This window comes from Streptomyces krungchingensis (assembly GCF_054729265.1).
In genome coordinates, this window is record NZ_JBPUKY010000001.1 from 6355526 (window position 1) to 6376431 (window position 20906).

Below are 20906 nucleotides of genomic sequence, written 5' to 3' on the forward strand. Positions count from 1 at the left end.
TGTGGGGTGGCGTCGGGTCGTGCGTCAGAAGTCGCGCAGGACCGCCGCCTTCGTCAGGGCGAACTCCTCGTCCGTCAGGACCCCGGCACGGTGCAGCTCGCCCAACTCCCTGAGCCGGCGCAGCAGTACGTCGTGCCGGTCCGACGCGGGCGGTGTCGCCGCCGTCAACGCGGGACGTTCCCGGTCCACGTGCTCGCCCGTCCGCGTGGACGGATGGGGCAGACGCGCCGTCACCGCCGCGGCGACCAGCGCCGTCAGCAGGTCACGGCGCGTGCTGCCCCACAGGTCCAGGGCGTACGGGTCCTTCTCGGGCGGCAGCTTGGAGAACACCGTCTCGCGGGTGACGAAACGCAGGAACCCGTCCTCGTAACCGGAGTTGGGCAGCCACTCGACCTGTACGAGGTCGCCCACCGCGATGATCCGCGGGCCGGTCGCCCGCTTCACCCGGTCCGACGTGTCCGACCAGTCGATCCGCACCTGTGCGCCGTCGAACGAGACCGTCCCGTCGCTGGAGCGCACCGACACCGGGACCGGCGGGCCCGCCAGGAGGTAGGTCCGCGCCGGTTCCTTGGGGATCTGGTCCAGCAGCAGCGCGCGGCGGATCTCCTCGGCGACGTACTCCGCGACACCGGACCGGTCGACGTCGACCGTGAGCCGGTACGGGTCCGCCGCGTCGGGCAGTCTGCCCCCGGTCGCCTGGAGCAGCGGGTCCGAGCCCTCGCGCAGCCTGAGCCGCAGCCGGCCCCGTTTGCGCTCGGGTTCGTAGACGATGCCCGACACCGCCTCCAGCGGGACGGTGATCTCCCCGTACGTCTGGCGGAACAGCGGCACGGAACGGTGGAGCCCCGGCGTGATCCTGACCGTGCTGCCGTCGAAGGCCCAGGTCCCGTCGCGCTGGATGATCTCGGCCATGGGGAAATTCTCGCAGCCCGGTCAACACGGGCGCCCGTGCTTCACCCACGCTGACCAGACCTGCCGGATGCGGGCCGTGTTCCGTACGGCACAATTCGCTGTCATCGCGGGGCAGTTGTAAGGCAGTTGTGCGGCAGTCAGGCGTACGGAAGGTCTGGCTGCGCGGAGATGTGCGGCGCGGGAAGGCGGCAGCGGGCGTGGCGGTGCAGGAGGCGAGACACGGTGCGGGGCGCGGTGCCGGGGCGGGAGCCGGGCAGGGGGCGGATCCCGGTGCGTTCCCGGGTGCGTCCGGGGGAGGCCCGGGAGGTGCCCGCGGTGGTGCCCATGAAGGGGGCTGCACCTGTGGGGACTGCCCGCACGGGGCGCGGGCGGGGCACCGGCGTGCCGTCGCCGAATTCCTCGCGAAGCGCGACGAGTTGGCGTCCGGGCGCGGGCTGCCGGCCGGCGTCGCGCACTCGGCGTCCGCGTCCCGGCAGTGGGTCTCCGACGAACTGACCCAGTCCGCGGACCTCGTCGCCGAGCGCGGGCGGCTGGAGGGCGCGGCCTGGCTGGCGCGGCTGTGGCGGTACACCGCGTACGCCGTCTGGAGCGGTGTCGGTGTGCTCCTGCTGGCGCAGGCGCTCACCGCGATCGGTGCGGGGTGGACGGCGGCGCGGACCGCCGGGCTGGTCGCGGCGGTCGTGGTGGCCGGGCTGCTGACGGGCGCGGCCTGGCTGCACCGGAGCCGTGGCGGTGCGCTCGCTCCTGTCATCGGTGAGGACAACCGGCTCTCCACGTCCCGGGCGGTGGCCGGGGGGTGGGTGCTGTTCGTGGTGTACGCGGTGCTGGTGCTCGTCGGGCAGCTCGCGGCGGCGTCCGCGCACGGGCGGCGGGACGAACTGATCGCCGGGCTGGAGCTTGCGCGGGGCGCGGGTGTGGTCACGGTCGTCGCCGTGGTGTGCGGGGTGGCGGTGCTGGTGCGGCGGGTGGTGGGGCTGCGGGTTCTGGGGCAGCGGTTGCAGAAGGTGCGGGCCGATCGGCCGCGGGCCGCCGATCTCCTCACGGACGATGCGGGGAAGGGGGGCTTCGCGGACATCCAGTACGTGGTGATCAGTGCGGTGGCGCTCGTCTTCGCGGGGGTGCGGCTGGCTCGGCGGCCGGAGCAGTTGCCGGACCTTCCGTGGGGGCTGGCGCTGCTGGTGCTGGTGTCGGCGGGTACGTACCTCGCGGGCAAGTACGCCGAGGGTGGGCGGCCGGTGATCCTCTCCGTGGTGCGGTCCCGGGAGGCCGGGGATCTCGACGCGCCCATCCGGACCGGTGACGACATCGAGATCCGGGGGGCCGGGTTCGTGCCGCCCGGGGCGCAGGCGGCGGACGGGCTGTCGCGGATGGTGGTCCGGATCGGGGCCGTGCATGTGCATGTGCCGCTGGTGCCGGTGACCGGGGGCTTCAGCAACCCCACGGATGCGTTGCTGACGGTGCCCGTGCCGGTGGATGTGGAGCCGGGGCGGGTCGAGGTGCAGGTGGTGACGGCTGCCGGGGTCGAGACGAACCGGTACGCGATCGATGTGACGGACTGACGGTCGCCGGGGCGTGCCCGCCGGGGCGGGGCGTGCTGGGGCCGGCTGTTTCGGCTCCGGTCCGGTGGGCCGGGCCTCGCCTCTGGTCCGGTGGGTGGTCGCGCCTTCGGTCCGGTGGGTCGGTGCCGGTCCGGTGGGTGGGTCGCGCCTTCGGTTCGGTGGGTGGGTCGGGTCCGTGCCGGTGATCCGCCCGTTGCAGCCGTCGTGTGGTCCGGTGGTTCAGTGCGGTGGGGTCGTGTTGCCGTCCGCAACGGGCATTTGATGCACCGGCACGGCTCCTTCGGTGAGAAGGCGACTGCGGGTGCGTCCATCCTGGGTTCCTGCCACATCCCACCTGTGCGGCACTGTCTGCCCGCTCCGCCCCGCCCCGCTCAGCGGCGATTCCCTTCCGGCGCTGGCTCCGGCCCGCCTCGCGACGGTTCCCTTCCGACGCCAGCTCCCGTCCCGCCCCGAGGGCAGAGAGCCACCTTTCAGCCCGTCCGGCGTTTGAGGACGAGGCCGTCCACGCCGATTTTCCCCACCCCGCGGTGGGGGCGTTGTAGTCGGGGTCGGGGGCAGTGCCTCAGCCCGTCCGGCGCTTGAGGACGAGGCCGTCCAGGCCGAACGGGGGTGCGGGGGCGGAGCCCCCGGGGGTTCGGGTCGGGTAGGGGTGGAGGGGGCGAGAGACGCCGGTGGGGTTGCCCCCGGGCGGACGGCAAGGGACACGCGGACGCGCGAAAAAAGGCGCCGCAGGGATTGAGCGGGAGCCGATCGTCATACGTATGGTCTGTTGAGGGGCAACGGCACCTGGGTGAGAGGCGGCGGACGGCGATGACTCACGGTATGCGAATGGATACTCACACCTCCTACCCGGGCCACCGAGGCGACTGGCGGGACACGGCCACCCGCTACGCCCTCCTCCCGTTGCGCGTCTTCCTCGGCGTCACCTTCATCTACGCCGGCCTGGACAAACTCACCGACAGCGCCTTCATGCAGAGCGCCGGCTCCGGCTCGGTCGGCGACATCATGCGCTCCGCGCGGGACTCCTCCGCCATCCCGGCCCTCGTGGACCTCGCCCTGAAGAACCCCGTCGGCTTCGGCTACGCCATCGCCCTGGGCGAACTCGCCGTCGGCATCGGCACCTTGATCGGCCTGCTGGCCCGCCTCGCCGCGCTGGGCGGAGCGCTGATCTCGCTGAGCCTGTGGCTGACGGTCAGCTGGGCCTCCGACCCGTACTACTACGGCAACGACCTCGCCTACCTGATGGCCTGGCTGCCCCTCGTCCTCGCGGGCGCGTCGTACTTCTCCGTGGACGCGGCCCTGCGGGCCCGGCGCTCGGAACGGGCCGGGGGATTCAGCTAGCGGGTGTCGTTCGGATCAGCTCGGGTCCGCGACACCTGGCGCGGCATCTCGCCGCGTTGTCGCCTTACCCGCGTACGTCCCGTACGCGGGTGAGGCTCCGCCTTGCGATGCGCCGCGGCCTGATCCGAGCGACGCCCCCTAGCCGCGTTCGGTGCGGCGTCTGCGGACGGCGTGGGTGACGGACGCCACCGCCCCCGCCAGGCAGAGGCCGCCCGTGACCACGGGGATCACCACGAACCACGGCGTCTGCCAGGCGCCGCCCGCGTCGCCGGCGTAGATCACGCCCGCGAGGGTGAGGAAGACTCCGGCGACCAGCTTTCCCGGCTGGAACTCATGACGCAGCACGGGCCACCTCCGCCTGTCCGATACCGACATGCAGGTCGATGTCCAGCGTGCCGCCGGCCTTGCCGGTGGGCGACAGCGTCAGTTCCTTGGACTTGCCCGGCTCCACGTCCACGTCCTTCTCGTCCTCGCCGGGCAGCTGGATGTCCCCGACGCCCACGTCGATGCTCAGCTTCACGGTCGCGTCCTTGGGGACGACGACCTTGAGCCGGCCGATGCCGACCTCGGCGGTCGTCGTCACCGTCTGGCCCTTGGCGAGGTCCAGGTGCGTGAGGTCGAGGGTGCCCACTCCGGTGCCCAGGTCGTAGTTCTCCCGGACGTCGGCCGCCGCCGTGGGGGTCCAGTACGTCCGGACCCACTGGGTGGTGATGTCCTTGGGGAGCGCCGCGGACGCGGCCAGCAGGGCCGCCGTGACCACGGCCAGGAAGATCGATCCAGCGCCGGTGCGCCCCAGGAAGGCGCTGACGGCTATGCCGAGGCCGAACACGATCAGCGCGCAGGCCAGGCCGGTCTGCAGGCTGGTGCCGAGCGCCCGGTCGTCCCAGGTGAGGCCCGTGCCCAGGCCGCCGGCGACGAGCGCGAGCAGGAACACCCAGCCGCCGATCCAGCGGGGACCGCGCGGCTTCGGCTCGTCCCTCGTGCGCACACCGGGGCGCGAGGTGCCGCGGGCGATGGAGACCGCGGCCGCCACGTCCCGGTCCCCGGTGTCGCTCGGCCCCCACAGATAGCCGGTGCCGCCCACGTGCGACCCGTCCTTGACGATCGGGTCGCGCCACCACGACGGGTAGGACGCGGGCACGGGCGGGGCCTGCGCCTCCGGCGGGGCGTCGGCGACGGCCTGGGCGGCGAGCGGGTCGGGGTCGGGGGCGCCGCGATGCTGCGACCAGTAGCCCGCGCCGGCCAACAGGAGGGAGAGGACGACGGAGAAGGCGAGCACGCTGCCGTTCTTCAGCATGGAGAGCAGTACGCCGCAGCCGACCAGGGCGAAGAGCACGGCGGCCAGTGCCTGGCCGTCCACGCGGCCGGTGAGGAGCTTGCGCACCTCGTTCTCGTCATCGTCGTCGTACGGGACGAACAGCCAGACGAAGCCGTAGAAGATCAGACCGATGCCGCCCGTCGCGGAGAGCACCGCGAGCACCACCCGGAAGATCACCGGGTCCATGTCGCACTGGCGGCCCAGACCGGCGCACACCCCGCCCAGCATCTTGTGCCGGCGGTCGCGCCGGAACTTGCGCGGGACCTCCGGCGCGTGCGGCGGCTCGCCCTCGGCGGGCGGCACGGTGTCCCGCGGCCCGGTGCCCGGGGGCGGGGCGCCGAGGCCGTCGGGGCCGGGGTCCGGCTCCGCCGCCGCGTGCTGCTGATCTGTCATGGGTCCATGGTGACGGGCGGGGAGGGGTGAGGGGAGTCGGGATGACCCTGGCGCAACCCTGATATCGGCCCTGACGGGGGTGGAGGAGGGTGCGCGGCGCCGGTTTTCCGAAGATCAGGGGTGTATCCGGGGCGGACCCTGATGCCCGTGTCCGCCGGGCGTGTGAACATCGATGGCATGCCGGATGCCGCAGCGATGCCCGTCGACGACCCGCGGCCCCCGCGCAAGCTCTACCGCAGCAGCGACGGACGCTGGCTCGGGGGCGTGGCGCGAGGGCTCGCCGGGCATCTCGGGCTGCCCGTGATCTGGGTGCGGCTCGTGTTCGTCGGACTGTTCATGGCGGACGGGCTGGGGGCGCTGCTGTATGCCGCGTTCTGGTTCTTCGTGCCGCTCGGTGTCGGCGGGGTCGACTCCGGACGCCCGCCGTCCTTCGGCACGGAGACCTCGCCGGACGGCCGCCGCAGACTCGTGGCCCGCAAGCCGGACCGGGGCCAGATCGTCGCGCTGCTCCTCATGGTCGTCGTGGCCATGATCTTCGTCGGCAATGTGAATCTCGGCGGGGGAGCCAAGGCGTATCTGTGGCCGACGGTCCTCGTCGGCGCGGGCGTCGCCCTGGTCTGGCGGCAGGCGGACAACGCCAGGCGGGCCCGCTGGGTGGAGGTGGGCCGTCGTCGTCGCACGCTCACGCTGCTGCGCTCCGCGGCCGGTGTCCTGCTCGTCACCGCCGGTGTGTCCGGGATATTCGTCCTCCAGGGCTCGGCCGCGCACCTCGGCTCCGTGCTCCAGGCGGCGCTGGCCGTCCTGGTCGGCATAGCGCTCCTCGCCGGCCCGTATCTCGTCCGCATGACGCAGGACCTCTCCGAGGAGCGTCTGATGCGCATCCGTGCTCAGGAGCGCGCCGAGGTGGCCGCCCATGTCCACGACTCCGTGCTGCACACCCTGACCCTGATCCAGCGCAACGCGGACAATGGCAACGAGGTGCGGCGACTGGCCCGGGCCCAGGAGCGTGACCTGCGCGCCTGGTTGTACAAGCCGGAGGGCACCGGGAAGGACGAGGCCGAGGAACCCGACACCCTCGCGGAGGCGGTGCGCCGCAATGCCGCCGAGGTCGAGGACAAGCACGGTGTCCCCATCGAGGTCGTCATCGTCGGCGACTGCCCCCTCGACGAACGCATCGGCGCACAGATGCAGGCCGCGCGGGAAGCGATGGTGAACGCCGCCAAGTACGGTGGCGAGGGCGGCGCCGTACAGGTCTACGCCGAAGTCGAGGGCAGGACGGTCTTCGTGTCCGTCCGCGACCGCGGTCCAGGCTTCGACCTCGACGCGATACCCGCCGACCGTATGGGCGTCAGAGAATCGATCATCGGCCGCATGGAGCGCAATGGCGGCACGGCGCGGCTGCGCGCGGTGCCCGACGGAGGCACGGAGGTCGAGTTGGAGATGGAGAGGGCGGAGAAGACGTCATGAGCGACGCGAACGGGCCTGTGGAGTCCGGCAGTTCTGCTGAGGAGACCCCTTCGGCCTCCGCGTCCCAAGGGGCCGCGGCCGGGGCCGGGCGCCATGTGCGCGTCGTGCTGGTCGACGATCACCGCATGTTCCGTACGGGCGTGCAGGCAGAGATCGGGCAGACCGAGAGCACCGGTGTCGAGGTCGTCGGTGAGGCCGCCGACGTCGACCAGGCGGTCACGGTGATCACCGCCACGCGGCCCGAGGTCGTGCTGCTGGATGTGCACCTGCCGGGCGGCGGCGGTGTCGAAGTGCTGCGCCGTTGCGCCCCGTTGATGGCGGACGCCGAGCAGCCGGTGCGTTTCCTCGCGCTGTCCGTGTCGGACGCCGCGGAGGACGTCATCGGGGTGATCCGCGGCGGCGCCCGGGGGTATGTCACCAAGACGATCACGGGCACCGACCTCGTCGACTCGATCTTCCGGGTGCAGGACGGCGACGCGGTCTTCTCGCCGCGGCTGGCCGGCTTCGTGCTGGACGCGTTCGCGTCGACCGACGCCCCGCCCGTCGACGAGGACCTCGACCGCCTCACCCAGCGCGAGCGCGAGGTGTTGCGCCTCATCGCCCGCGGTTACGCGTACAAGGAGATCGCCAAGCAGCTCTTCATCTCGGTGAAGACGGTCGAGTCCCATGTCTCGGCGGTGCTGAGGAAGCTCCAGCTGTCGAACCGGCACGAGCTGACCCGCTGGGCCACGGCGCGCCGGCTGGTCTGACCGGGCCGGGGCCCCGGACGCCGCGGGGCTCAGCCGAGTCGGCCGGGCTCCGCCGGGTTCACGGCGACCGCCTTGAAGAACGTGTAGTGGAAGGTGCCGTCGTCGGCAGTGGTGCGGCGGAGGTCGTCGATGCCCCGGTCCCAGTCGGCGGGGGTCGTCAGCCCGGCGGCGAGCGCCTCCTGCCGTACGGACTCGATCATGGCGATGAAGGTGCTGCGGGTGAAGCCGTTGACCAGGGTGGGACGGGAGCGGTCCGTGGAGACCGTGCGGGGGCGGACCACCACCTGCTCGTAACCCGCCGCGGTGACCAGCGGGTGCAGTCGCCGGCCGATCAGCGCGTCGCCGCCCGCCGTGGACTGGAGCTGGACCAGACAGTCGACCGCCGCGTGCGCGTAGGCACTGTCCGGGTGGAAGAACGTCGAGCCGTGGTCGCCCTCGATGACGGTGAGGCTGCCGCCGGGCCGCAGGACGCGGCGCAGGGCGGCGAGGGCCTCGCGCGGGTCGGCCAGGTGTTCCAGGACGAAGCAGACGAAGACGTGGTCGAATTCACCGTCCGGAAAAGGGAGTTCGAACAGGTCGGCCTGCTGCCAGGTCACCTGGGCCGCGGGCGCGTGGGCGCTGATGCGGGCACGGGCCTGGGCGAGCGACTCGGCCGAGACGTCGACCGCGGTGACGTGCGCGCCGGGGCTCCGCGCCACCAGATGCAGCGTCTGCGCACCCACCCCGCAGCCGGCCTCAAGGACCTTGCTGCCCGCCGGATAGGCCGTGCCGGCGTGCAGGAGCGCGGCGAGCGTGTCGGCCTGGTCTCCGAGGCGACGGCTCTCGTGGGCGGAGTAGCCGTGGACGTAGTCGATGGGTGTGGTCATGAGGAGAGCCTCGTCCGAGAATGGTCCGGTGGACAGGTCCAAAAGCGAGCCTGATGACGGGTCCATAAACGGCGGCCCGATGGTGGGTGAGCCGCCGGGGACCGGCTTCCGGCACGGGGAGCACGGGGCACGGGAAGAGCCCGGCGACGGGGCGGGTGGCGGGGCGGAGGGGTCCGACTTCCTGCAACTCGACATCGGCGGGGCTCCGTCGGGCGGACGGGCCGACTGGCTGGCGGAACAGTTGCGGCGGGCGGTCTCCGACGGACGGCTGCCGCTCGGGAGCCGCCTCCCCGCGACCCGGGTTCTCGCCGCGGAGCTGCACGTCTCGCGCGGCGTGGTGACCGAGGCGTACCGGCGTCTCGCCGAGGAGGGGCGCGTGGCGGGCCGCGGCCGCAACGGAACCGTCGTCGTGGCCGCCCCGGCCCGCACACCCTCGCCGCGGGCGCCGCGGGATTCCCGCCGACAGGCCTCCCGGCAGGGTCTGTTCGGTGTTCCGCCGGGTGAGGACGTCTTCGACCTCGTGCGGTCCGCCCCCGCCCGTGTCGATCTCTCACCCGGCGTCCCCGATCTGGCGGCGTTCCCGCGGGCGGCCTGGCTGCGCGCCGAGCGGGAGGTGTTCGCCGGACTTCCCGCATCGGGGTTCGGGTACGGCGACCCGCGTGGAACACCGGAGCTGCGCCGGGCCGTGGCGCACTGGCTGGCCCGGAACCGCGGCATCGGGGCCGACCCGGACGAGGTGATCGTCGTGGCGGGCACCGCGCAGGCGCTGGCGCTGACCGGCCAGGTGCTGCGCGCGCAGGGGATCGAGGAGATCGCGGTGGAGGACCCCGGATCGCTCGGCGTGCGACAGCACCTGAACCGCCAGGGACTGCGTACGCCGCCGGTCGCCGTCGACGCCGGGGGAGTCCGCGTGGACGAACTGGGCGGACACCGGGCCGTGGTGCTCACTCCGGCCCACCAGTTCCCGACCGGCGTCGTACTCGGCGGCGCGCGACGCAGGGCACTGATGCGCTGGGCCGCGGACGGCGGTCTGATCGTGGAGGACGACTACGACGCCGAGCACCGCTACGACCGGCCGCCCGTGCCCGCACTGCGGTCGATGCTGCCCGAGCGGGTCTGTTACGTGGGCAGCGTGTCCAAGCTGCTGGCCCCCGCGCTGCGGACGGGCTGGCTGCTCGCCCCTGCGGGGCTCCACGACGCGCTGGTGTCCGCGAAACGGTTCGCGGACCTCGGCAATGCCGCCCTGCCTCAGCTCGTCCTGGCCCGGCTCATGGAATCGGGTGAACTGGAGCGCCATCTGCGGCTGTTGCGGCGCCGGCACCGGCGCCGCCGCGACGCCATGATCAGGGCGATCCGCGACCACCTGCCGGGCGCGGTGGTGCACGGCGCGGCGGCGGGGCTGCACCTCCTGATCACCTTCGAGGAGGGCGCGGCGGCGGCATGCGCGGACATCGAACTGGCCGCCGCCGCCCTGGCGCGCGGCGTCAAGGCCCATCCCCTGTCCTGGCACCGCCTGCGTCCCGGCCCGCCCGGTCTGCTCCTCGGCTATGCCGCCTCCCCGGCCACGGCCATCACCGACGGTGTGGCGGCGATCGGCGCCGCGGTACGGGACATCCGCTGACACCGGCGGCGCACGGCACTCAGGCCACCCGCGTGGCCCCCGCGAACGGCATCGAGTCGACCGGTGCCAGCCGCACGGGCGCCGAGGGATTCGGCGCGTGGATCATCTGCCCGTTGCCCACGTAGATGCCCACGTGGCTGATGCCCGAGTAGAAGAACACGAGATCGCCGGGGCTGAGTTCGGAGCGGGAGACCCGTCGGCCGGCGTTGATCTGGGCGTACGTCGTGCGGGGCAGCGAGATGCCCGCGGAGCGGTACGCGGCCTGGATGAGGCCGGAGCAGTCGAAGGCGTCGGGGCCGGTGGCGCCCCAGACGTAGGGGCTGCCGAGCTTTCCGTAGGCGTACGACACGGCGGTCGCGGCACGGGAGTCGGGAGCCTTGACCGAGCCGGACGGCGTCACGGGCGTCAGGTCGCGGGCCGAGGAACGCGAGGCGTGTTCGGCGCCGCCCGCGTCCCCGAGCGCGGCGCGCTGTTCCTCGCTGAGCTGTCCCAGCAGCCGCCGCGCCGAGGTGAGCTTGCCGTTGATGGTCTTCTTGTGCCGCTTCAGCTCGGCCTGCCGCGACTTGAGCGAGGCGACCTCGACGTGCGCGGCGCCGCGCAGCCGCTCGATCTCCCGCAGTTGCTTGCGCACCCGGGACACCGCGGTGGCCTGCCGGCTGCCCGCCCGTTCGGCGAACGCGGCACCTTCCAGGTACTGGTCGGGATCGTCGGAGAGCGCGAGTTGCAGTGCCGGGTCCAGGCCGCCGCTGCGGTACTGCGCCGCGGCCATCGAACCCAGCGCCTCACGCGCCGAGTTGAGACGGTCCTGCTTGCGTGCCACCTCGTCGCGCAGTTCGTCGAGCCGGCTCTGCGCCTTGTCGGCCTTCTCCTTGGCGCCGTTGTACTTCTCGGTGGCCACCTCGGCCTCCTCGTACAACTTGTCGACCTTGGCCTTCACCTGTGCGGGGGACAGTTGGGGCTCGGCGTGTCCGGTCCCGTCGAAGCCGGTCGCGGTGGCCGCCCCGGCGAGAGCGATGGTGGCGGCCGTGCGGGCCGTGTTTCCGCCGAGCGAGCGCTGTCTGGGCTTGCGGTGCGCTGCCACGAGGGCCCACATCCTTCCGTACGACCGCTCAGGGGATCGCGGTCAAGCGGTCGAGCGTCCGGCAGCGGCCCGCACAGGGGGAACGAGCCGCCGCCGGACCTTCTCGGCGGAGGTGGCCGACGGCCGTCCCTGGCCCGGACGGCGTTGGGGAGCCGGTCACCTGGTGGAGGACGCTAAACCTGAGAGTGACGGGTTGGTAACAGCATGTACGGAACTGACGGGACTGGAGCGCCCGGTGACCGGATGCGGCCGTGATCCCCGCCTGCCGTCACCGACTTCACGCGGTGCAATGACCGAAGCGCCGAATCCGGGGCGCCCGGCGGTGCTCCGGTGCTACGGGGTGGGCCGGTGACAAGCGGGACAGAGGCGTCCGATTAGGCTCCGGCCTCATGGACGTACTCATCCATCTCTTCGTCGGCCTGCACATCATCGGCATCGCCTCGCTCCTCGGTGGCTTCCTCACCCAGATGAAGGCGATGGGCCGGGGCACCGCCCGCTTCGTCCCCGCGATGCTGCACGGCGCGCTGACCATGCTGGTCACCGGTGTCGTGCTGGTCGGCCTCAACCAGGCCGACGACAACCCGGTCGACAACATCAAGATCGGCGTGAAGCTGGCCCTGCTGATCGTGATCCTGGGGCTGGTCTACGTGAAGCGGGACGACGAGCAGGTGGACAAGCGCCTCTTCGGGCTCGTCGGCCTGCTGACGACGGCCAACATCTTCATCGCCGTCCTCTGGACCTGAGCGCGGCGGCCTCGGCAGGGCGGGCGCCCGGGCGTGGCGAAGGCCTGAGCGCGGCGAAGGGCCGTCGGCCGTCCGCTCACGCCCGCTCGTACGCCGCCGCGGACCGGGCGGCCCCCACCGCGGCGGCCAGCCACGCCGCCACCGCGATCCACAGCAGCACGTCCCCCCATCCCCTGAGCCAGGGGTGGCCGAGCGCGGACGACGTGGTCAGGGTGGCCACCGCCGTCATCCCCATCGGGAAGACCGTCGCCCAGCGTCGTACGTCGTAGCGCGGGCGCGGCCAGATCAGTTCCGCGACGACGAGGACGCAGTACCAGGCGACCGCGAGGACGAGCACGGCGACGGTCGCGGTGCGCAGGACGCTCTGGTCGTCGTCGTTCCACAGGTACGGGTTCACGTGGTGCGCCGCGACGAGCTTGGCCCCGGCCAGCGCCGAGATGGCGAGCGCGCCGCCGGCCACCCACTGGTCCCCGGCCCCCCGCGCCACCTCGCGGGTGTCGAAGTGCGTGTACGCCACCACGTACAGCGCGAGTCCGAGCCAGAACAGCACGAGCGCGGCGTGCGCGAGCCACTCCGGGCCGACGGCCGCGGCGAGCGTGGCGGCCAGTACCGCGAGCCCCTGCGTGGCCACGCACACGAGGAACACGCCTCCCGGCATCCGGTGCTTCCAGTGGCGTACGACGCACCACAGCAGCACGGGCCAGAGCACGGCCGACAGGGCGAGCAGGGCCTCCGCGGCGACCTGCCACCCCAGGAGGGACAGGCGTGTCCCGATCACGGTGGTGGCCGCGACGGCGGTGAGCGCGGCCGGCGTGTACGCCTCTCCCACCCAGCGCGGCCGTTCCCGCAGCAGCCGCAGGACGAAGTCCGCGGCGAGCCCGACCCAGGCCACGCAGGCCAGGACCAGCGCGATACGGGACAGCGTCTCGTGGTCGGCCATGTGCAGCCCGACCGAGACGATGCCCGTGGCCATCACGGCGGCACCGGCGGCGGGCGGGTGCTCCGCCCACCAGGCGCGGAGCTGGGAGAGGGCTGGCATGCCGACGATGCTATGGACCGACGGGCGAGTTGCCCGTGGGGCACGCGCGCGGGGTGCCCGATATGCCCCGCGCGCGCGTGCCCGGCAGGAAGCGCCGTCCGCGGGAGGGCCTACGCCGGGCGCACCACGCTGTGGATCGCCGACGTGCCGTCGTAGTAGATCGACTCCTCGCGCACGTACGCGCCCGGCTTCGGCGCGTGGATCATCATGCCGTTGCCGATGTAGAGGCCGACGTGGCTGATGTCGTCGTAGAAGAACACCAGGTCACCCGGCTTCGCGTCGGAGAGGGAGACGGTCGTGCCCGCGTTCACCTGGTCGTAGGTGACGCGCGGGAGCGAGACCCCGGCGGCCTTCCAGGCGGCCTGCGTGAAGCCCGAGCAGTCGTACGAGTCCGGTCCGGTGGCGCCCCACACGTACGGCTTGCCGATCTGGGCGCGGGCGAAGGCGACCGCCTTGTCCGCCTTCGCCGTGGACGTCGAGCCCGTGGACGTCGAGCCGGTGGAACCCGTCGAGCCGGTGGAGCCCGTGGAGCCCGTCGAGCCGGTGCTGGTGTCGCTGGACGACGACTCCTGCGCGGCCGCCGCCTTCTTCGCGGCCTCGGCGGCGGCCTGCTGCTTCGCCAGTTCCGCGGCCTTGCGCGCGGCCTCCTCCTGCTTCTTCTTCTCGATCGCGGCGAGCCGGGCCTTCTCCTCCGCGGTCAGCTTCGAGAGCAGGTCGCGCGCCTCGGTGAGCTTGCTCTGGACGTCGGCCTTGGACTTCTTGAGCGCGTCCTGCGAGGAGGACAGCGTCTCCAGGCTCTTGGCGGCCTCCGCGCGCTTCTTCGTGGTGGCGGCCTGCTCGGTGATGTAGTCGTCGACGGCCGCCTTCTGGCGAGTGGTCAGACGGTTCATCAGCTGAGTCTGGTCGAAGTAGTCCTGCGGGTCGTCGGCGAGCAGGAGGGTCGCGGTGTCGGGGGCGGCGGCCCCGGTGCGGTACTGCGCGGCCGCGAACGAACCCAGTTCCTCACGCGCGGAGTTGAGCTTCTCGGTGCGCTTGGCGACGTCGTCGCGCAGGGTGTCGACGCGCTCCTGCTGCTTGGCCGTCTTCTCCCTGGTCGCGTTGTACTTCTCGGTGGCCGTCTCGGCCTGGTGGTAGAGGTCGTTGACCTTCTTCTCGACTTCTTCGAGGCTCGGCTTGGGCTCGGCGGAGGGGGACGCGTTCGCCGTCTGGGAGAGCAGGGCCACGGAGGTGAGGGCGGCCGTCGCGAGAGCGGGGGTACGTATGCCTGCCATACGCGAACCCGCGGGACGCCATTTGCGGTGCGACGCCAAGAGAGGCGACTCCTTCCGTCATCCGCCTACCGAGTTAGCTGTCGGGTTCGGGCGGGTGGATCCGGAAGGTTTGCCCTACGGTCCTTGCCCCACAAGGCAGTTGGACCGATTCACCCCAAGGTCGGTGGGTCCCCGGTTCCGGTCGCCGCGAGGGCAGGCCGAATTCGGCGGAGGCCGCACGGCCCGGCGACGTTCGCCGGTGGGGGTCGAGCGGCCTGTGCGGCACGCTAGCCAATTCGTGTGGCCTCTGTGAAGGTTGATGTGCGATATGCCCGATACATTTTCGTGACCTTGGCCATGAAAAGCGCCACTCTCACCGATCGTGGCCCGGACGCTCTGGAGGGTGACGGAGATGGAGGGGTCTCGGTGGGGGTGCGGGGCGCGCCGCGCGGGCTTTGAGGGTGACGTGGGTCACGGTGGAGGCGGCGGAGAGGGCGGAGAGGGCGGGGACGGCGGAGAGGGGCCGCCGGAGCAGGGCATGGGGCTCGCGGAGTCCGCGCGGGCGGCGCACGGGGCTCACGGAGCCGCGGGCGGCGCGAGGGGCTCGCGGAGCCGGGTGGGCGCGGGACGGGGTTCGTCGGCCCGGGAGCTGGCCAGGGAGGGGCCGGGCTCGCACAGGCCCGTACGGGAAGATCATCGGCCTCCACGGGCGCCGCGGAGACGGACGGGCACCCCGATCGGGGCGGACTTTCCGGGGCGGCAGCCGGTTGTCGGTGGGGCGGCCTAGACTCGGAGAGCGATGAGCAGCCTCTTTGACGACAGCTTCCTGGCGGACCTCAAGCCCTCCGGGGCCCACGAGGAAGAGCCCCCGCCGCCGCCCGAGGACGAGGCGCCGGAGCCGATTCCGGACGACCTGTTCGGCGGCCGCTTCGACGTGCCCACGGCCAGGGACGCGTACTACCGCGACGGCGCGCACCGCCCCGCCCTGGACCCGGCGACGCTGCTCGACGGACTGAACGAGAACCAGCGCGCCGCCGTCGTCCACTCCGGCTCCCCGCTGCTCATCGTGGCCGGCGCGGGCTCGGGCAAGACCCGTGTGCTCACCCACCGGATCGCCCATCTGCTGGCCGAGCGGCACGTCCACCCCGGCCAGATCCTCGCGATCACCTTCACGAACAAGGCCGCGGGCGAGATGAAGGAGCGCGTCGAGCAGCTCGTCGGCCCGCGCGCCAACGCGATGTGGGTGATGACCTTCCACAGCGCCTGTGTCCGCATCCTGCGCCGCGAGAGCAAGAAGCTCGGCTTCACGTCGTCCTTCTCGATCTACGACGCCGCCGACAGCAAGCGTCTGATGGCCCTGGTCTGCCGCGACCTGGACCTCGACCCCAAGCGCTTCCCGCCGAAGTCCTTCAGCGCCAAGATCTCGAACCTGAAGAACGAGCTGATCGACGAGGAGGACTTCGCGAACCAGGCCGCCGACGGTTTCGAGAAGACCCTCGCCCAGGCCTACGCGCTCTACCAGTCGCGCCTGCGCGAGGCCAACGCGCTCGACTTCGACGACCTGATCATGACGACGGTCAATCTGCTGCGCGCCTTCCCGGACGTCGCCGAGCACTACCGCCGCCGCTTCCGCCACGTCCTGGTCGACGAGTACCAGGACACGAACCACGCGCAGTACGCCCTGGTCAGGGAGCTGGTGGGGCCGGCCGACAGCGACCCCGGCGAGCTGTGCGTCGTGGGTGACGCCGACCAGTCGATCTACGCCTTCCGCGGCGCGACCATCCGCAACATCCTCCAGTTCGAGGAGGACTACACGGACGCGACGACGATCCTGCTCGAACAGAACTACCGCTCCACCCAGACGATCCTCTCCGCGGCCAACGCGGTCATCGAGCGCAATGAATCACGGCGCCCGAAGAATCTGTGGACCAACGCGGGCGCCGGTTCCAACATCACCGGCTACGTGGCCGACACGGAGCACGACGAGGCCCAGTTCGTCGCCGACGAGATAGACCGTCTCACCGACGCGGGCGAGGCGAAGGCGGGCGACGTCGCCGTCTTCTACCGCACCAACGCGCAGTCCCGTGTCTTCGAAGAGGTCTTCATCCGCGTCGGCCTGCCCTACAAGGTCGTCGGCGGCGTCCGCTTCTACGAGCGCAAGGAGGTCCGGGACGTCCTCGCGTACCTCAGGGTGCTGTCCAACCCCGAGGACTCGGTCCCGCTGCGCCGCATCCTGAACGTTCCCAAGCGCGGCATCGGCGAGCGCGCCGAAGCGATGATCGACGCCCTGTCGCAGCGCGAGAAGATCAGCTTCCCGCAGGCGCTGCGCCGCGTGGACGAGGCGTACGGGATGGCGGCCCGCTCGACGAACGCGGTCAAGCGGTTCAACACGCTGATGGAGGACCTCCGGACGATCGTCGAGTCGGGTGCCGGCCCGGCCACCGTCCTGGAGGCGGTCCTCGAACGCACCGGCTACCTCGCCGAGTTGCAGGCCTCGACCGACCCGCAGGACGAGACACGGATCGAGAACCTCCAGGAACTCGCCGCCGTGGCCCTGGAGTTCGAGCAGGAGTCCGGTGAGGGCGAGGCCGCGGCCGGCCTCTCCGAGTTCCTGGAGCGGGTCGCGCTCGTCGCCGACTCCGACCAGATCCCGGACGAGGAGGACGGCAACGGCGTCATCACCCTGATGACCCTGCACACCGCCAAGGGCCTCGAATTCCCCGTGGTCTTCCTGACCGGCATGGAGGACGGCGTCTTCCCGCACATGCGCGCGCTGGGACAGGTCAAGGAGCTGGAGGAGGAGCGGCGCCTGGCGTACGTCGGCATCACGCGCGCGCGGGAGCGGCTCTACCTCACGCGGTCGTCGATGCGCAGCGCGTGGGGCCAGCCCTCGTACAACCCGCCGTCCCGGTTCCTTGAGGAGATCCCGGCCACGCATCTGGACTGGAAGCGCACCGGGGCGACGTCTCCCGTGTCCTCCGGTCCGACGTCGGGGATCGCCGCCTCGCTGTCGTCCTCCCGTTCGCGGTCCGCGGCCTCCGGGGCGTCCGGGTTCGCGACGGGGCGTGGGATCTCGGAGAAGCCGGTGGTCTCGCTGGCCGTCGGGGACCGGGTCACGCACGACCAGTTCGGCCTCGGCACCGTCGTCGGTGTGAAGGGGACGGGCGCGAACGCCGAGGCGACGGTCGACTTCGGCGAGGCGAAGCCGAAGCGGCTGCTGCTGCGGTACGCGCCGGTGGAGAAGCTCTAGTAGCCGGGAGCCCGTGGGGCCTGTCGCTCGACAGGCCCGCGGGCCCGGTCCGCCCGCGGGACGCCTGGGAGGGAGAGCGCCTGGCCGGGCGTACGGCCTCGCGGCGTCGTCGGCCGTGCCTCGGGGAAGCGGGCCCGGACGCGCGAGAGCGCGGGTGGTCGCGGGGCAAGGGTGTTGTGGGGCAAGGGTGTTGTGGGGCCGGGACGGTGGCGTGGGCCCGGGATCGTTACGTCGGGTCCAGTCCGTGGCTGCGCAGCCACGGCAGCGGGTCGATCGCCGAACCGCCGGCCGGCCGGACCTCGAAGTGCAGGTGCGGGCCGGTCGAGTTGCCGGAGTTCCCGGAGAAGGCGATCTGGTCGCCGGCCTTCACCGCGGTGCCGGAGGCGACCTTGTACGTGGAGAGGTGGCAGTACCACGTCTCCGTGCCGTCCTTCGCGGTGACGATCATCATGTTCCCGTACGCGCTGTTCCACTGCGTGCGGACGGTTCCGTCGGTCGCGGCCATCACCGGCGTGCCGTAGGAGACCGGGAAGTCGATGCCCGTGTGCACGGACATCCAGTTGATGCCCGCCTGGCCGAAGTAGGCACTGAGGCCCTTACGCGCCACCGGGAGGGCGAACTTGGGACGCAGCCGCTCCTTGCGGGCCGCTTCCTCCGCCGCCTTCTTCCTGTCGGCCGCCTGCTGGGCCTTGAGGTCGATACGTTCCTGCGTGCGGCTGGCCCGGTCGGCGAAGTCGTCCGCGCCCGCGGACAGACTCTGGAGCTGGGTGTCCAGCTTGTTGTTGGCGGTGGACGGCTTCACGGCCGTGGGATCCGGGGCGCTCGCCGTGGTGTCCTTGCCGTCGTCCCCGCCGAGGTTGCCCACGGAGGCGGCGGCGATGCCGGCGACGCCCATCACGCAGGCCGAGGGAACGGCGACGGTCAGCAGAGCGGAACGTTTCGCGGGGCTGCGGCGACGGGAGCGGGAGCCCGAGCGCGCGGCACGGGGGGCCGGGACGACCTCCTCCATGTCGTCGAGCAGCGGGGCCTCGTAGTCGCCGTCGTCATCGGCCGACGCGTCCGCGTCGTCGGTGAAGGACTCGAACTCGTCGTCCGCGTCGATGTGCTGGTCGTACGAGACGTGCTCGAAGGTGGCGGTCGCCTGCTGGTCGAAGGGCGCGGACGCGTGCGTCTCGGGCTGCTCGTACGCCTCGGCGTGGCCGTGCGGCTGCTCGTACGTCTCCTGCTGGGCGTGCTGCTGCTCGTACCCGTCCTGCTGCGGATACTCGTACGCCTCGTACGGGTCGTGGCCGCCGGCGGTGTTCCACTGCGTGGCGTCGTACGCACCCGTTTCCTGGGCCGGCACGCCCCACTGCTGGGAGGGGTCGACCGACTGGTCCGGCTGGAGCCAGGCGCCGGCGTCCCACTGGCCCGACGCCTCCGGGCTCGGGTGCTGCGCGGGGATGTCGGCGAGCTGCTGGTAGCCGGACGCCCATGCCGTCGTCTCGTAGCTGCCGGTGTCGTAGGCCGCCTGGTGCTGCGCCGCGTACGGGTCGTAGTTCAGCGTCTGGTGGCTGCCGGTGCTCCACTGCGTGGCGTCGTAGGACCCCGTGCCCTGGCCCGACATGTCCCCGAAGAGGGGGTCGGTCTCGAAGGTCGCGGTCGCATAGGAACCGGTCGTGCCGACACCCGCGTCATAACCATGGGCGGCGTAGGCGTCGTACGTGGTGAAGTCGCCGTACTGGGCTTCCTGTGCGCCGTACGGCGCATGGAGCGCCGAGGCGGCATCGGAGGCCGGAGCCGGGGGAGTCACGGTCCCCGACGGGTGACGGTCGTTCACCAACTTCTCTTTCGCCTCGACAACAGGGGCTGGCAGAGCAGTGCGGCGACTGTACCCGGCGGTACGCGGGCGCGACAATCTTCGTCAGGTTTCCCGTTCTCGGGAAACGGGCATTCGGCCGTGTTTCGGGGGAGGGCGGGCACGACTTTGGCCTGGTGTTCGATGAATGTTCGAAGCGCCAGGGGTGTCGTGGGGCTGTCCGACGGGGGTCGTGGAGCCTTTTTCCGGGTGTCGGCGACCGTGAAGTGAGGGCGGCGAGCGCCTCAATGGGCCGTCGCGGCAACCCCGGCGGCGGTCACGCGCGCGCCCACCGCCGCGCGACCGCCGGCCGTCGTCACGCGACCGTCAGACCTCCCGCCCGGGTGGCCGTCCGGATGTCGGCCTCCTCCATGTCGAGCGCCTGCCGTATGCCGGTCGCCACGGCCGGGTGCACCGGCAGGGCCAGATGGCCGACGCCGCTCACGCGGACGTTGTGCGCGAGCAGGTCGGGGTGGTCGACGCAGGCCGACTCCAGCGGGTCCATCAGATGGTCCAGATCGCTCCAGAAGCTGACGAACTGGGTCCGGCAGCCCGGTGCGGGCATGGCCAGTTCCTCGATCACCTCGGAGCCGGGGCGCATCTGACGCACGATCGGGTGCGCGTTCATCAGCGGGGCGACCCGGGTGCCCGAGTGCGGGGTGCCGAGCGTGACGAGGGTGCGGACGTGGGCGTCGCCGCCGAGGCACTGCGCGTAGTACCGCGCGATCAGGCCGCCGAGGCTGTGCCCGACGATGTCCACCCGCGGATGGCCCGTGCGCTCGCAGATCTCCTCGATGTGCCGGCCGAGCAGTTCCGCGGCGGTGCGGATGTCGCACGTCAGCGGCGAGTAGTTGAGGGACTCCACGTGCTGCCGGCCGTGCTGGGCGAGGTTGCGGCGCAGCAGGACGAAGACGGAGCGGTTGTCGATGAAGCCGTGCAGCAGGACGACCGGGGGCTTGGCCTCGGTGGGGAGCTGTGCCGTGTCGGGCGAGGGCAGCGCGGGAGTGGAGCGGCGCTCCTGGACGATGCCGGAGGGGTAGAGGAGGAGGTGACCGGCGAGGATCGCGATCTCCAGGGCCGTCGCTTTCAGGAGGGTCACTGAAAGCCCGGCCAGTCTGCTCGGAAACAGAAGCTGACAGAGGGGGAGAAAGGGCGTCGCTGCCCTGGTGACCTTCATGGCCGACCTCCAGTCGGCACGCGGCAGGACCGCTCTGTCCCCCGTGTGCCCTCATGGAGAGCCGTGGCGGCGGCGGTGACCGACAGCGCGTACGCGGTGCACCGTGCACCGTGACGCTACGTGGCGCCCTGCCGGGGGAAGTGATTGGACTCCTCGCCGTCGGTGCGACCCTGCGGCGGTGTCGTGGAGCCGTCCTCGTCGTCCCGTGGTTCTCGTACCGGCCTGGCTCCTTGCTGTCGGACCGTCCCCGGTGCCCTCATCACCACGGTGTCCCGCTGACGCCGTGGAGGCGAGGCCACCTGT

General features: G+C 72.0%; 16 protein-coding genes and 1 riboswitch. Of the genes, 7 read left to right on the forward strand and 9 right to left on the reverse strand.

All coding sequences use genetic code 11. The features are described from left to right. Nucleotides 1–24: 24 nt before the first annotated feature. Nucleotides 25–912: a DUF4429 domain-containing protein gene (locus ACSYGO_RS28065; protein WP_460388082.1), complete on the reverse strand. Its 888-nt coding sequence runs from the start codon at nucleotides 910–912 to the stop codon at nucleotides 25–27. Nucleotides 913–1109: 197 nt separating this feature from the next. Between ACSYGO_RS28065 and ACSYGO_RS28070 the strand changes: the two genes are divergently transcribed. Both ACSYGO_RS28070 and ACSYGO_RS28075 read left to right on the forward strand, forming a co-directional pair. Next, a complete protein-coding gene (locus tag ACSYGO_RS28070; RefSeq protein WP_460388084.1) occupies nucleotides 1110–2471 on the forward strand; it encodes a hypothetical protein in 1362 nt (453 codons plus the stop codon). Nucleotides 2472–3281: 810 nt separating this feature from the next. Beyond that, on the forward strand, nucleotides 3282–3812 hold the full coding sequence (locus ACSYGO_RS28075; protein ID WP_426677421.1) for a DoxX family protein: 531 nt from the start codon (nucleotides 3282–3284) through the stop codon (nucleotides 3810–3812). Nucleotides 3813–3950: 138 nt separating this feature from the next. On the opposite strand, the gene ACSYGO_RS28080 is transcribed toward ACSYGO_RS28075, so the two are convergent. Next, nucleotides 3951–4157: a hypothetical protein gene (locus ACSYGO_RS28080; protein ID WP_095936113.1), complete on the reverse strand. Its 207-nt coding sequence runs from the start codon at nucleotides 4155–4157 to the stop codon at nucleotides 3951–3953. After that, the gene (locus ACSYGO_RS28085) at nucleotides 4144–5523 is read right to left on the reverse strand and encodes a PspC domain-containing protein (RefSeq protein WP_432176245.1); all 1380 of its coding nucleotides are present in this window, start codon (nucleotides 5521–5523) and stop codon (nucleotides 4144–4146) included. The genes ACSYGO_RS28080 and ACSYGO_RS28085 overlap by 14 nt, the downstream gene beginning before the upstream one ends. Before the next feature lie 141 nt (nucleotides 5524–5664). On the opposite strand from ACSYGO_RS28085, the gene ACSYGO_RS28090 reads away from it, so the two are divergent. Together ACSYGO_RS28090 and ACSYGO_RS28095 are read left to right on the forward strand one after the other, a co-directional pair. After that, a complete protein-coding gene (locus ACSYGO_RS28090) occupies nucleotides 5665–6990 on the forward strand; it encodes an ATP-binding protein (RefSeq protein ID WP_426677418.1) in 1326 nt (441 codons plus the stop codon). Beyond that, nucleotides 6987–7739: a LuxR C-terminal-related transcriptional regulator gene (locus ACSYGO_RS28095; protein ID WP_426677417.1), complete on the forward strand. Its 753-nt coding sequence runs from the start codon at nucleotides 6987–6989 to the stop codon at nucleotides 7737–7739. The genes ACSYGO_RS28090 and ACSYGO_RS28095 overlap by 4 nt, the downstream gene beginning before the upstream one ends. A gap of 29 nt (nucleotides 7740–7768) precedes the next feature. Here the strand turns inward: ACSYGO_RS28095 and ACSYGO_RS28100 are convergent, their stop codons facing one another. Further along, nucleotides 7769–8605, reverse strand: a complete 837-nt coding sequence (locus tag ACSYGO_RS28100) for a methyltransferase domain-containing protein (RefSeq protein WP_460388086.1) — start codon at nucleotides 8603–8605, stop codon at nucleotides 7769–7771. A gap of 28 nt (nucleotides 8606–8633) precedes the next feature. Here ACSYGO_RS28100 and pdxR point away from each other — a divergent pair, with 28 nt between their 5' ends. Further along, a complete protein-coding gene (gene pdxR, locus ACSYGO_RS28105) occupies nucleotides 8634–10226 on the forward strand; it encodes a MocR-like pyridoxine biosynthesis transcription factor PdxR (RefSeq protein ID WP_460388088.1) in 1593 nt (530 codons plus the stop codon). A 19-nt stretch (nucleotides 10227–10245) separates the two neighbouring features. Here pdxR and ACSYGO_RS28110 read toward each other — a convergent pair whose 3' ends face one another. Beyond that, on the reverse strand, nucleotides 10246–11307 hold the full coding sequence (locus tag ACSYGO_RS28110) for a C40 family peptidase (RefSeq protein WP_460388090.1): 1062 nt from the start codon (nucleotides 11305–11307) through the stop codon (nucleotides 10246–10248). A 389-nt stretch (nucleotides 11308–11696) separates the two neighbouring features. Here ACSYGO_RS28110 and ACSYGO_RS28115 point away from each other — a divergent pair, with 389 nt between their 5' ends. Further along, nucleotides 11697–12050, forward strand: a complete 354-nt coding sequence (locus ACSYGO_RS28115; RefSeq protein ID WP_095936118.1) for a hypothetical protein — start codon at nucleotides 11697–11699, stop codon at nucleotides 12048–12050. Nucleotides 12051–12126: 76 nt separating this feature from the next. Here the strand turns inward: ACSYGO_RS28115 and ACSYGO_RS28120 are convergent, their stop codons facing one another. Both ACSYGO_RS28120 and ACSYGO_RS28125 read right to left on the reverse strand, forming a co-directional pair. Further along, nucleotides 12127–13089, reverse strand: coding sequence for a tellurite resistance/C4-dicarboxylate transporter family protein (locus ACSYGO_RS28120; RefSeq protein ID WP_460388092.1), 963 nt, complete (start codon nucleotides 13087–13089; stop codon nucleotides 12127–12129). Nucleotides 13090–13199: 110 nt separating this feature from the next. Continuing rightward, nucleotides 13200–14399 carry a C40 family peptidase gene (locus ACSYGO_RS28125; protein WP_432176248.1) on the reverse strand — a complete coding sequence of 400 codons (1200 nt, stop codon included), beginning with the start codon at nucleotides 14397–14399 and terminating at the stop codon, nucleotides 13200–13202. Nucleotides 14400–14407: 8 nt separating this feature from the next. Then, nucleotides 14408–14579: riboswitch (cyclic di-AMP (ydaO/yuaA leader) on the reverse strand. A gap of 559 nt (nucleotides 14580–15138) precedes the next feature. Between ACSYGO_RS28125 and pcrA the strand changes: the two genes are divergently transcribed. Continuing rightward, on the forward strand, nucleotides 15139–17589 hold the full coding sequence (gene pcrA, locus ACSYGO_RS28130; protein ID WP_460388094.1) for a DNA helicase PcrA: 2451 nt from the start codon (nucleotides 15139–15141) through the stop codon (nucleotides 17587–17589). Between the two features lie 226 nt (nucleotides 17590–17815). Here the strand turns inward: pcrA and ACSYGO_RS28135 are convergent, their stop codons facing one another. Together ACSYGO_RS28135 and ACSYGO_RS28140 are read right to left on the reverse strand one after the other, a co-directional pair. Next, entirely contained in the window at nucleotides 17816–19408 is a 1593-nt protein-coding gene (locus tag ACSYGO_RS28135) for a M23 family metallopeptidase (protein WP_426677411.1), read from the reverse strand. Nucleotides 19409–19742: 334 nt separating this feature from the next. Then, nucleotides 19743–20603, reverse strand: coding sequence for an esterase/lipase family protein (locus ACSYGO_RS28140; RefSeq protein WP_426677410.1), 861 nt, complete (start codon nucleotides 20601–20603; stop codon nucleotides 19743–19745). Nucleotides 20604–20906: the final 303 nt, after the last annotated feature.

Excerpts from the sequence above, each read along its gene's own strand:
- ACSYGO_RS28115 (WP_095936118.1), top strand. The coding sequence starts at position 11,697 with ATGGACGTACTCATCCATCTCTTCGTCGGCCTGCACATCATCGGCATC.
- ACSYGO_RS28095 (WP_426677417.1), top strand. The coding sequence starts at position 6,987 with ATGAGCGACGCGAACGGGCCTGTGGAGTCCGGCAGTTCTGCTGAGGAG.
- ACSYGO_RS28075 (WP_426677421.1), top strand. The coding sequence starts at position 3,282 with ATGACTCACGGTATGCGAATGGATACTCACACCTCCTACCCGGGCCAC.
- ACSYGO_RS28085 (WP_432176245.1), bottom strand. The coding sequence starts at position 5,523 with ATGACAGATCAGCAGCACGCGGCGGCGGAGCCGGACCCCGGCCCCGAC.
- ACSYGO_RS28090 (WP_426677418.1), top strand. The coding sequence starts at position 5,665 with ATGCCCGTGTCCGCCGGGCGTGTGAACATCGATGGCATGCCGGATGCC.
- ACSYGO_RS28065 (WP_460388082.1), bottom strand. The coding sequence starts at position 912 with ATGGCCGAGATCATCCAGCGCGACGGGACCTGGGCCTTCGACGGCAGC.
- ACSYGO_RS28120 (WP_460388092.1), bottom strand. The coding sequence starts at position 13,089 with ATGCCAGCCCTCTCCCAGCTCCGCGCCTGGTGGGCGGAGCACCCGCCC.
- ACSYGO_RS28100 (WP_460388086.1), bottom strand. The coding sequence starts at position 8,605 with ATGACCACACCCATCGACTACGTCCACGGCTACTCCGCCCACGAGAGC.
- pcrA (WP_460388094.1), top strand. The coding sequence starts at position 15,139 with ATGAGCAGCCTCTTTGACGACAGCTTCCTGGCGGACCTCAAGCCCTCC.
- ACSYGO_RS28140 (WP_426677410.1), bottom strand. The coding sequence starts at position 20,603 with ATGAAGGTCACCAGGGCAGCGACGCCCTTTCTCCCCCTCTGTCAGCTT.